This window comes from Bacillus cereus group sp. MYBK227-1, from assembly GCF_051916325.1.
GTDB lineage: Bacteria > Bacillota > Bacilli > Bacillales > Bacillaceae_G > Bacillus_A > Bacillus_A cereus.
In genome coordinates this window covers 59,941-72,109 of record NZ_JBQAGK010000005.1, presented here as the reverse complement: position 1 = coordinate 72,109, position 12,169 = coordinate 59,941, and the positions used below count along the sequence as shown (strand labels likewise).

The following is a 12,169-nucleotide window of genomic DNA, read 5'->3' as shown; positions in this document are numbered from 1 at the left end:
TTTTCTTCAGTAAAAAAATGCTATATATTCCAGCTCAAATTGACTTACTTTCTGAAAATGCCTTATACTAAATTATATATAAACTATGAAATTCAACGCTTGTAAAAATATATATGCTTCAACAAAAATATATATTTTCTCATGTTAAAACTAAAGAACACACCTTTAAAAATTGGTGTGTTTTTATATGCTACCTAAAAACTAGTTGCTACATGTAACGACTTTCAAAGGAGGATTATCAATTTTTATGAGCATAAAGCCGAATAATAAATTCTTTTCCAAGAAAACAATGATAATTATACCAATATTATTATTGTGCGCTTTTGCTTTTCATTATTTCTTTTTAACATCTAATCAAGCCTTTTCTGGTACAGGGGATGCGTTACGTCAATTTGGCTTTTTTACGTTTCTTCTACAACATGCCTTTAAAGATGGCAACCTTTTTTGGTCTTTTGATTATGGATTAGGTGGAGATTTATTTGGAGAGTTTAGTTATTATTACAGCACATCACCGTTTTTCTGGATTACACTGTTACTACCTAAACTAAGTCTTGAGCAAGTATATGACGTGAAATTATACATGAGTATTTTAAAAAACTTTTTAGCTATGGTATTCATGTATGGTTCTTTACGTTACCATAATAAAACAGCATTCTCATCTTTTGTTGCTGCTATTATATATGGTGGCTGTATTACTTTCATCCGCCACTCTTTACTATGGGATTTCATGGCTGATGCCATTGTATTTTTACCATTAGTAATATGGGGACTTGATAAATATATTATTGAAAAGAAGCACGGCCTTTTCCTAATCGCTGCTACTTTAATGTTAGCATCAAACTTTTATTTTGCTTTTATCACAAGTATTTTCATATTTATTTATGCATTATTCCAATACTTTGCGACACAACAAAATAAAACGATTGTCTCTTTTCTAACTTATTATATTAGAATCGGTTTATTGTACGGATTATCACTCGGTTTAGCCGCCGTTTGCTTCCTCCCATCAGTTAATGCCGTATTTAGTGCTGATCGACTATCAAAAAAGTTTGAGATACCATTATTATTTGAAGATAAATTTTATAAAGATTTAATGGAAAATATTTTCTTCATGTATAATGCTGAAAATCATCAATTAGCTTTACCAGCTTTAATTTTATTCTTAATCGTATTTGGAATGTTTATACGTGATAAACTCGTTAAAAATAAAGTATTCTTTACGTTATTCATGTTCATTCTGTTTATGCTTCCATATACATATTCTGTGTTTAATGGTTTTTCAGCAATGCAATCTAGATGGTTTTATTTATTTGTATTTGTAATTGCCCAAACAATTGCATACATTCTAGATTGGATGATTATTCATAAGAAAGACTACAAATTACCTTATTTAATAAGTTTATTAGTGTCTATTGGATTATTCATTTATGCATTTTATAGAAAAGCAAATATAAATGTAACTGATAAACCTTTACAAGACGTTGATAACATTTTACTCGGAACTGTCGTTCTTTCTGTTATTACAGTATGTTTATGGCGTTATATTTCCAAACCTTTCATACAATTTTTAGTTGTATTGAATGTACTCGTTAGCACAATTTCTATGAATTATATGTATGCGAATAATATACTTAGCACCGTTTACGGACAGAACCAGATTTCAACTGAAAAGTTACACGAACCAGGATATGATAATAAAGAAGAAATTGCTGCAATTCGCTACATACAAGAAAATGATAAAGACTTTTATCGTATTCTTAATCCATATAGCGAATATAACACACCAATGCTACAAGGATATCATGGCGTAAGTACGTATCAAAGCTTAGTTAATTATTATGTCCATGACTTTATGAAAAATAAATATGGTGTATTCCAAATGTACGATACACCTTCAATGTTTTATCAAGCTGATAGTCGACTACTACTCGAAAATATGCTAGGTATAAAATATCGCGTATTAAGTGCTGATACAGATTCAAAGAATGTACCTTATGGATATAAACTATTACAGCAAGTAGGACCATATAATATTTACAAAAATGACTATGCTTTACCGTTAGGATATGTATATGATTCAGCTATAAGTGAAGAAGAATTTTCTAAATTAAACTTCGCTCAGCGTGATCAATTATTATTACATGCTGTTGTCGTTAATAATACAAAAGAATTTTCATTAAACCATTTTAATAAACAAGACCTCAAATCAAAGGCAGTATCTATTAAAACGGAAAAAGCAAAATTCGAAAACATGGAAAAACAAGAAAATAAACTAATTGTTCATGGCTTTGGAAATATGATTGTACCTATCAATTATCCTGATACACCTGGTGATCTACTGATAGAATTAAAATTAAAAAATGCAGGCACATTTAATGCAACTGTTAATGGAAAAACGATAGGAAAAGGGGACGATGCTGGTGCATACTCTTATCCGTTAGAAAGGTTTGTTTACAATTTGGGCAATGAGCGTCCAGAAAACCTAACTATCTCTATTGATATGGCAGGTGAGTATGAATTAGGTGACTTGCAAGCAAATATTGTAAACTATGAAAGTATACAAAAAGAAACAAAAAAACTAACTGAAAATAGGCTTAAAAATATTTATTATAAGAACAATTATTTAAAAGGGGATATCAAATCAAATAAAGACGGGCTCTTATATCTATCTGTCCCATATAGTAAAGGCTGGACTATAAAAATTGATGGGAAAGAAACAGAATTTACGAAAGCGAATTCTGCCTTTATCGGTGTTCCAATTACAAAAGGTTCACATGTAATCGAAATGACTTACGTTACACCTTACTTCAAATTAGGTATGACTATATCAATCATCTCACTAATTATCTGTATAGCTTTACTAATTTTCAAAAATCCAAAAGCACGACGAAAATTTTCTTTTAAAAAGCAATAATGAGCACTTAATGAATCATGAAGCTATCTATTTAGATAGCTTCCTAAAATAATATCTAAATATTATTTTAATCCACTACAAACAAGGAGTGTCAAACATGACCCTTTCAATAGTTGTACCATGCTACAATGAAGAAAAGGTGCTTCGAGCCTTTTATTCAGAGACTTCCCTTGAAATTCATAAATTAACTACCGATTATGAATTTGTTTTTGTTAATGATGGTAGTAAAGATGATACTTTAAATATTTTACGTGATTTAGCTAGTGCAGATTCATCGGTACACTACATATCATTTAGTCGAAACTTCGGAAAAGAAGCTGCAATGTTAGCTGGTTTAAAATATGCTACAGGCGATGCAATTGTTATTATGGATGCTGACTTACAACACCCTCCTACGTTAATAAAAGAACTGTTAGAAGGATATAACGACGGCTACGACCAAGTCATTGCAAAAAGAACAAGAACTGGTGATTCACCCGTTCGCTCTTTCGTCTCTCGTCTTTACTATAAAGTGATGAATAAATTTGTAGATATTGAATTAGTAGACGGTATTGGTGACTTTAGACTTTTAAGTCGAAGAGCAGTAGATTCTTTATTATCTTTAAGTGAATACAACCGATTTTCAAAGGGCTTATTTTCTTGGATCGGTTATAACGAATTAATCATTGAATATGAAAATGTATTACGTTCTGATGGAGAAAGTAAATGGACCTTCTCGAAATTATTAAATTATGGAATTGATGGTGTAATTTCATTCAATAATAAACCGTTACGTCTATCTATATATCTTGGATTACTAACAACCATTTTAGGACTTTTATACGTAATCACTACGTTCGTTCAAATCATCCTCGGTGGTGTGGAAGTTCCTGGTTACTTTACTCTCATTTCCGCTATACTATTTATTGGCGGTATTCAACTCATATTCCTAGGTGTTATTGGTGAATATATCGGTCGTATTTATTATGAAACAAAACGTAGACCGCATTTTATTGTAGCTGAAAAGAAAGTTAGTGAAGTTAAACAAAAGGCATAACCAAAAAGTTACTTCTGTAGGAGAAGTAACTTTTTTATATACTAACATTTACAAACACTTCTTTTGAAAAAATATACATTTTGAAATGATAGCATTATATGAAAGAATTTAGTATCATGATTCAAGGTACTATTTCAAGTTGGACGGAGGATACTATGAGCTTATTAACAGTTGAAAAATTAGGACATACATTTGGCGATCGTACATTATTTAAAGATGTATCTATGCGATTATTAGCAGGTGAGCACGTTGGATTAGTTGGTGCAAACGGTGTTGGTAAATCAACATTCATGAATATCATTACTGGTCAGCTTATTCATGACCAAGGTCGCGTAGAATGGACACCGGGCACACATTACGGCTACTTAGATCAGCATACTGTTTTAACACCTGGGCGTACAATCCGTGACGTACTAGCGGATGCATTTTTACCGTTATTCGAAAAGGAAAAAGCTTTAAATGAAGTTACAGAAAAAATGGGAACTGCTACACCAGAAGAACTAGAAGAACTTCTTGAGCAAATGGCAGAAATACAAGATGCACTTGAAGCAGGTGGTTTCTACTTACTAGATATGAAAATTGAAGAGGCTGCACGTGGTCTTGGAATTGATGCAATTGGTTTAGATCGTGATGTTTCAGCACTAAGTGGCGGACAACGTACAAAGGTATTGCTTGCAAAGCTATTACTTGAACAGCCAGAAGTGTTATTGCTTGATGAACCTACTAACTATTTAGACGTTGAACATATTCATTGGTTAACAAATTATTTGAAAGAATATCCACATGCATTCTTATTAATTTCTCATGATACGGAATTTATGAACAAATGTGTTGATGTTATTTTCCATCTAGAATTCACAAAAATGACACGCTATACAGCGACATATGAAAAATTCCTAGAACTAGCAGAAATCAATAAAAATCAACATATAAACGCTTATGAAAAACAGCGCGAGTTTATCAAAAAGCAAGAAGACTTCATTGCAAAGAACAAAGCTCGTTATTCAACGACAGGTCGTGCAAAGAGTCGTCAAAAACAACTTGATCGCATGGAGCTTATTGATCGTCCGGAAACAGCAATTAAACCGGAATTCTCATTTAAAGAAAGTCGTGCAAGTAGTCGCTTCGTCTTTGAAGGTGAAAATGTAGAAATCGGATATACACATCCGCTACTACCAAAGCTATCAATGACGATTGAACGTGGTGAAAAAATTGCTATTGTTGGATGTAACGGTGTTGGTAAATCAACGTTGCTAAAAACAATCTTAGGTAAAATTAAACCTTTAAGCGGTAAAACAAGTCTTGGTGACTTCTTAGAGCCTGCATACTTTGAACAAGAAGTTAAAGCTGATAATATAACACCAATTGATGATGTATGGAATACATTCCCTGGCCTAGACCAGCATCAAATTCGTGCGATGTTAGCAAAATGCGGATTAAAAAATGAACATATTTCTCGCCCATTAAGCCAATTAAGTGGTGGAGAACAAGCAAAAGTTCGTTTATGTAAGCTAATGGGTGAGGAAAGTAACTGGCTATTATTTGATGAGCCGACAAACCATCTTGATGTTACAGCAAAAGCGGAACTTAAGAAGGCTATGAAAGCATATAAAGGAACAATTCTCCTTGTATGTCACGAACCGGACTTCTATGAAGATTGGATCACAAAAGTTTGGGATGTTGAAGAATGGTCTCAAAATAGTAAGTAGTCTTTAAGAAAAAACTCCTTGTGTAGACAAGGAGTTTTTTACTTATTTTTATTAAGAATTTTTTATATTGTAGTATCCTATAAGGCGTAATCGAAATTCTTTTAATTCCGGATACGCCTCTAAATTTGCTAACATACCTCTAATTACCGGAATTCTTGGATTAAGCAATCGTATTTCCGCCTCTAAAACATCTAATGTAACCAACAGCTCATCATCCTCTAATTGATCAGCTAAAGTGCGCTTAAATACAATAATCTCTTTTAAAAAATGTTCTTTAACTTGTTCCTTAATAAGCTCTGATTTACAAAGGAATTCTCCAAGCTTTTCTTCATGTAAAATAGGTTCTTCCGAAGATTCTACTAAGCCATCTACTAAATTATCTACTCTTTTTAAAATAAAAGCAGCTACATACGATAAATCAATTTCTGGTGCTTGTAAAATAATTAATTCTAAATACCCACGGCATATGCCTTCTACCATAATTACTAAATCCAATAAATATGGCATAACCTTTTCACCATAAATGGACAATAAACTATTCCGATAAAATGCATGAGACTCTAACTTCATCCGCATCATAAATTCTTCTACTTCTTTATTAAACGGAATCGCATTTTCTCTCGCATGCATAATAATAAATTCTTTATGCTTTTGTATATCATTAAACTGACAATGTAATTGTTTTGCAAATTTTTCACGTGGTAATAAAGACTCTTGTTCAATATCCAGCATTTTCTTTTGGATTTTGTCATAATAATATCGAAGTGTCGCTAATAAAAGCTCATCTTTCGATTTAAAATATAAGTAAAAAGCTCCCTTAGATATACCACTAGCTGTCACAATTTCCTGCACTGATGTCGCATTTACACCCTTAGTAGCAAATAACTTCATAGCCGATTCTATAATTAAACGCTCTTTTTCTTTCATATCTTCTCTCCTAAATTTAATCTCGCATCTTATTATAAATGTATTATACCATCTCTTTTTATTGACGATTGACCGAACGGTCAGTTATATTATGTATTAGACTGACCAGTTGGTCAATATAATAAAAAGGGAGCGCAAACATGAACAAAATCATCAATTTCTCGTTAAAAAATAAGTTCGCAGTTTGGCTACTAACCATTATTGTTACTATTGCGGGGATCTACTCTGGACTCAATATGAAGCTGGAAACAATCCCTGATATTACAACACCGATTGTGACAGTAACTACGGTCTATCCTGGTGCTACACCAGAAGAAGTAGCTGATAAAGTTTCAAAGCCGATGGAAGAACAACTACAAAATTTAAGCGGTGTTAACGTTGTGAGTTCATCATCTTTTCAAAACGCATCTTCTATTCAAGTAGAATACGATTTTGATAAAAATATGGAAAAAGCAGAAACAGAAATTAAAGAAGCTCTCACACATGTAAAACTCCCAGAAGGTGTTAAAGATCCTAAAGTTTCACGAGTAAACTTCAATGCCTTTCCAGTTATTTCGTTAAGCGTGGCAAGTAAGAATGAATCTTTAGCTACCTTAACTGAAAATGTAGAAAAAAATGTTGTACCAGGATTAAAAGGACTTGATGGTGTTGCATCTGTTCAAATTGCTGGCCAACAAGTAGATGAAGTACAGCTTGTCTTCAAGAAAGATAAAATGAAAGAACTAGGACTAAGTGAAGATACCGTAAAAAATGTGATTAAGGGATCGGATGTATCTTTACCACTTGGCTTATACACATTTAAAGACACGGAAAAATCAGTTGTTGTAGATGGCAATATTACAACGATTAAAGCGTTAAAAGAACTTAAAATCCCAGCTATACCTTCCTCACCTAACGGTCAAGGTAGTCAAAATGCTGGCGCTGGTGCACAAACGCCGCAAATGAATCCAGCTGCTATGAACGGGATTCCAACAGTTACATTAGACGAAATTGCTGACATTAAAGAAGTTGGGAAAGCAGAATCTATTTCTCGAACAAATGGAAAAGAAGCAATTGGAATTCAAATTGTGAAGGCCTCTGATGCAAATACAGTTGATGTTGTAAATGCAGTAAAAGATAAAGTAAAAGATCTTGAGAAAAAATATAAAGATTTAGAGATCATTTCAACATTCGACCAAGGTGCACCTATTGAAAAATCAGTTGAAACAATGCTGAGCAAAGCAATTTTCGGTGCTATCTTTGCGATTGTTATTATTATGCTGTTCCTACGAAATATTCGAACAACGTTAATTTCTGTCGTTTCAATACCACTTTCTTTATTAATTGCTGTTTTAGTCATAAAGCAAATGGATATTACACTTAACATTATGACACTTGGAGCAATGACCGTTGCTATAGGCCGCGTTGTCGATGACTCAATTGTTGTTATTGAAAATATTTACCGACGTATGTCGTTATCAGAAGAGAAATTACGTGGAAAAGATTTAATTCGTGAAGCTACGAAAGAAATGTTTATCCCGATTATGTCTTCCACCATTGTAACAATTGCTGTATTTTTACCGCTTGGACTAGTAAAAGGTATGATTGGTGAAATGTTCTTACCATTCGCCTTAACTATCGTCTTCGCTTTATTAGCATCATTACTAGTAGCAGTTACAATCGTACCGATGCTAGCTCATTCCTTATTTAAGAAAGAGAGCATGAGGGAAAAAGAAGTACATCATGAAGAAAAACCAAGTAAATTAGCAAATGGGTATAAACGCATACTTGCATGGGCTTTAAATCACAAAATTATTACATCAAGTATCGCTGTCCTTCTATTAGTTGGTAGTCTTGCACTTGTACCAGTTATCGGTGTAAGTTTCTTACCTTCTGAAGAAGAAAAAATGATTATTGCAACATATAATCCTGAACCAGGTCAAACGTTAGAAGACGTTGAAAAAATTGCAACAAAAGCTGAGAAGCACTTCCAAGATAATAAAGACGTCAAAACAATTCAGTTCTCATTAGGTGGAGAGAATCCAATGAGTCCTGGTCAATCAAACCAAGCAATGTTCTTCGTGCAATATGATAACGACACGAAAAACTTTGAAAAAGAGAAAGAACAAGTCGTTAAAGATTTACAGAAGATGTCTGGCAAAGGCGAATGGAAAAACCAAGACTTCGGAGCAAGTGGCGGTAGTAACGAAATTAAACTATACGTTTATGGAGATAGCTCAGAAGACATTAAGCCTGTCGTAAAAGATATTCAAAATATCATGAAGAAAAATAAAGACTTAAAAGATATAGATTCTAGTATTGCAAAAACATATGCAGAGTACACTTTAGTCGCAGATCAAGAAAAGCTGAGTAAAATGGGCTTAACGGCTGCTCAAATTGGAATGGGACTTTCTAATCAACATGATCGCCCTGTTCTGACAACAATTAAAAAAGACGGTAAAGATATCAATGTATATGTAGAAGCTGAAAAACAAAATTATGAAACAATCGATGACTTAACAAATCGCAAAATTACAACACCACTTGGTAATGAAGTAGCTGTGAAAGATGTTATGACTGTAAAAGAAGGTGAAACATCGAATACAGTAACACACCGAGATGGACGTGTTTATGCAGAGGTTAGTGCCAAATTAACATCTGATGACGTTTCAAAAGCATCTGCTGCAGTACAAAAAGAAGTAGATAAAATGGATCTTCCTTCTGGTGTAGATGTTTCTATGGGCGGTGTTACTAAAGATATTCAAGAATCATTCAAGCAACTTGGCCTAGCGATGTTAGCTGCGATTGCCATTGTATACTTCGTTCTTGTCGTTACATTTGGTGGTGCCCTAGCACCATTCGCAATTTTATTCTCGCTACCATTTACAATTATTGGGGCTCTTGTTGCCTTATTAATCTCTGGTGAAACATTAAGTGTATCTGCAATGATTGGTGCGCTTATGTTAATCGGTATCGTTGTAACAAACGCAATCGTGCTTATCGACCGCGTTATTCATAAGGAAAATGAAGGACTATCAACACGTGAAGCTTTATTAGAAGCTGGTGCAACACGCCTTCGTCCAATTTTAATGACTGCAATTGCAACAATCGGTGCTCTTATCCCGCTTGCATTAGGATTTGAAGGTAGTGGCTTAATTTCTAAAGGACTTGGCGTAACGGTAATTGGTGGATTAACAAGTTCAACGTTATTAACACTTCTTATTGTTCCAATCGTTTATGAAGTATTAAGCAAATTTAAAAAGAAAAAAACAAAATAACAAAAAAATAACCTCGCTAACTGCGAGGTTATTTTTTATTTCCAAACAAGATTAGGAAATCGCCATAGCCTTCTTTCTCTAATTCCTCTTTTGGAATAAATCGAAGAGCTGCGGAATTAATACAGTAACGAAGGCCATTTGGTCCTGGACCATCTGGAAATACGTGCCCAAGATGTGAATCTCCTTCTTTACTTCTCACTTCTGTACGTGTCATATTATGACTCACATCCATCTTTTCTTTCACACTTGCTGACATCACTGGTTTTGTAAAACTAGGCCATCCACATCCACTATCAAATTTATCTAGAGAAGTAAACAACGGCTCACCTGAAACGATGTCTACATAAAGACCTTCCTCTTTATGGTTCCAATACTCATTTCGAAATGGTGGTTCTGTACCATTTTCCTGTGTTACATAATACTGCATCTCATTGAGTTTTTCTTTTAAATGAGCATTATCCTTTGGCCAATGTTGCTTAATAAAAGCATCTCGTCCTGAGCCTTTACGATATAACTCATAGCGGAATGTGTTTTTCTTATGGTATCCTTGGTGATATTCTTCAGCTGGATAAAATGTAGCTGCTGGTAGTATTTTTGTCGCAATTGGTTTTGAAAAGCGTCCACTCTGCTCAAGCTCTTCTTTTGAGGTCTCTGCTTTTTTATGTTGTTCTTCATTATGATAAAAAATCACCGTTTCATAAGACTGTCCGCGGTCGTGGAATTGTCCACCAATATCGGTCGGATCAATTTGTCTCCAATATATATTTAACAATTCCTCATACGGCATTTTATTTGCATCAAATGTAATTTGTACTGCCTCATAATGTCCCGTCGTTTCTGAACATACTTCTTTATACGTTGGATTCTCTTTATGACCACCTGTATAGCCAGAAACAACCTTTATAATCCCTTCCATCTCTTCAAATGGCGAAACCATACACCAGAAGCACCCTCCAGCAAATGTAGCCAATTCTACCTTTTCATTTACAGCCATTACTTCACCCCTATTCTATGTTCTGCTTACAGTATGGCATAAGAAACATCATATTATAAAAGAAAAAGCACCGAACATCGATGCTTTTTCTTTACTTCACTTTATTTTTTCCAACATCCTTCTCCATTTCATCACTTGTCACGTCTAAAACATCTAATAAGAAGATGAAGATTGGAATACCGATAATTAATCCCCATACACCTAAGAAGTGTTCCGAGAAGATTAATACCATAAATGTATAGAAAATCGGTAAATTTGTTTTTTGCGACATAAACTTCGGGTTTAATACGTAACTTTCAAGCGCATGAATCACTGTTACGATAACCAAAATATAAACAACGTACATGATACCGCCAATATTGTAAGCAATCATACAAAGTGGGAATAACGAAATGATAACCCCTGCTACTGGAATTAAGCCAAGCAAGAAAATCATTAACGCTAAACCTAATAATTGTGGGAATCCTAATATCCATAATGCGATAACTGAAAGAACACAGTTAACAACAGCAATTAAAAATTGCGCTTCGATTACCTTTCCAAATGAACGTGCAAATTTCTTTCCGAAGTACTCAATTTCAGTATAGAAAATTGCAAGCCTGCTTTCTTTAAACTTTGCAGTAAAACCGACAATACGAGATTTTTCTAATAAGAAAAACAAACTCAAAATTAAAGAAAGTAAAACTTGAAGGCCAAATTTACCAACATTCGTAATCGATTTATACAAAATGTCTACGCCTTGTCCTACATATTTAGAAAGCTCCATATGATTGACAGCATTAACTGCATACTTAATTAGTTCACTATCTGGTGGGTTTCTTAAAAATACATTGAATTGGTAAATCAGTTGTGAAATTTGTATCGTCAATACTGGTAAATATTTAAATAGCGTAATAGCAATTCCACCAATTAACATTACATATAGAAACGCTATAATAATTTTTCGATTAATAGGCATGAAATGATCTAATTTGCGTGAAATAAACTTTTGGAATCGATCCATTAAATACGTGAGAATAAACGTAATTAATATTAAATTCAACATACTTTGCAGCCCGTATAACACGAGAGCAAGTATTACTAATACGAGTAACCTCTGGAATCCTTTGCTTTGAAACAGGTTTTTTATTTGCATAATCGACGAATACTCTCTCCTGTCCTATAAACTAAAACGTTAATAAGTAGATTTCTCTCTCTTTTCTACTTTTAATTATTCATTCATATTAAGATTTTTATAAACTCATTATATGCCTACCTTACCAGGTATATAGTAGCTTACTTCTTATTTTACAATACAATGACCTAATTCAAAACGTATTCTACATAGTATTA

7 protein-coding genes and 1 pseudogene are annotated in these 12,169 nt (G+C 33.5%); 4 read left to right on the top strand and 4 right to left on the bottom strand.

The window, feature by feature from the left end; translation table 11 throughout:
- Nucleotides 1-247: 247 nt before the first annotated feature.
- From ACTFRM_RS21720 to ACTFRM_RS21710, 3 genes are all read left to right on the top strand, one after another.
- Entirely contained in the window at nt 248-2,914 is a 2,667-nt protein-coding gene (locus ACTFRM_RS21720) for a YfhO family protein (RefSeq protein WP_440043596.1), read from the top strand.
- A gap of 97 nt (nt 2,915-3,011) precedes the next feature.
- On the top strand, nt 3,012-3,950 hold the full coding sequence (locus ACTFRM_RS21715) for a glycosyltransferase family 2 protein (RefSeq protein ID WP_000175825.1): 939 nt from the start codon (nt 3,012-3,014) through the stop codon (nt 3,948-3,950).
- 155 nt (nt 3,951-4,105) lie between these two features.
- Nucleotides 4,106-5,659, top strand: a complete 1,554-nt coding sequence (locus tag ACTFRM_RS21710) for an ABC-F family ATP-binding cassette domain-containing protein (protein ID WP_000055410.1) — start codon at nt 4,106-4,108, stop codon at nt 5,657-5,659.
- Nucleotides 5,660-5,710: 51 nt separating this feature from the next.
- On the opposite strand, the gene ACTFRM_RS21705 is transcribed toward ACTFRM_RS21710, so the two are convergent.
- Complete coding sequence (locus tag ACTFRM_RS21705; RefSeq protein WP_000659648.1) at nt 5,711-6,586, bottom strand: TetR/AcrR family transcriptional regulator; 876 nt, start codon at nt 6,584-6,586, stop codon at nt 5,711-5,713.
- Between the two features lie 140 nt (nt 6,587-6,726).
- On the opposite strand from ACTFRM_RS21705, the gene ACTFRM_RS21700 reads away from it, so the two are divergent.
- Entirely contained in the window at nt 6,727-9,843 is a 3,117-nt protein-coding gene (locus tag ACTFRM_RS21700; protein WP_086388871.1) for an efflux RND transporter permease subunit, read from the top strand.
- Nucleotides 9,844-9,871: 28 nt separating this feature from the next.
- Here ACTFRM_RS21700 and msrB read toward each other — a convergent pair whose 3' ends face one another.
- The 3 genes and pseudogenes from msrB to ACTFRM_RS21685 all read right to left on the bottom strand — a co-directional run bounded on the left by msrB (nt 9,872) and on the right by ACTFRM_RS21685 (nt 11,972).
- A complete protein-coding gene (gene msrB, locus ACTFRM_RS21695; RefSeq protein ID WP_224201069.1) occupies nt 9,872-10,324 on the bottom strand; it encodes a peptide-methionine (R)-S-oxide reductase MsrB in 453 nt (150 codons plus the stop codon).
- Nucleotides 10,325-10,369: 45 nt separating this feature from the next.
- Nucleotides 10,370-10,837 (bottom strand): annotated as a pseudogene (gene msrA, locus ACTFRM_RS21690) (peptide-methionine (S)-S-oxide reductase MsrA); the annotation flags it as partial.
- Between the two features lie 91 nt (nt 10,838-10,928).
- The gene (locus tag ACTFRM_RS21685) at nt 10,929-11,972 is read right to left on the bottom strand and encodes an AI-2E family transporter (protein WP_001166010.1); all 1,044 of its coding nucleotides are present in this window, start codon (nt 11,970-11,972) and stop codon (nt 10,929-10,931) included.
- Nucleotides 11,973-12,169 lie beyond the last annotated feature (197 nt).

Bases quoted from the DNA above. Each gene is read 5' to 3' on its own strand.
- ACTFRM_RS21685 (WP_001166010.1), bottom strand. From the start codon at position 11,972: ATGCAAATAAAAAACCTGTTTCAAAGCAAAGGATTCCAGAGGTTACTC.
- ACTFRM_RS21720 (WP_440043596.1), top strand. From the start codon at position 248: ATGAGCATAAAGCCGAATAATAAATTCTTTTCCAAGAAAACAATGATA.
- ACTFRM_RS21705 (WP_000659648.1), bottom strand. From the start codon at position 6,586: ATGAAAGAAAAAGAGCGTTTAATTATAGAATCGGCTATGAAGTTATTT.
- ACTFRM_RS21710 (WP_000055410.1), top strand. From the start codon at position 4,106: ATGAGCTTATTAACAGTTGAAAAATTAGGACATACATTTGGCGATCGT.
- ACTFRM_RS21715 (WP_000175825.1), top strand. From the start codon at position 3,012: ATGACCCTTTCAATAGTTGTACCATGCTACAATGAAGAAAAGGTGCTT.
- ACTFRM_RS21700 (WP_086388871.1), top strand. From the start codon at position 6,727: ATGAACAAAATCATCAATTTCTCGTTAAAAAATAAGTTCGCAGTTTGG.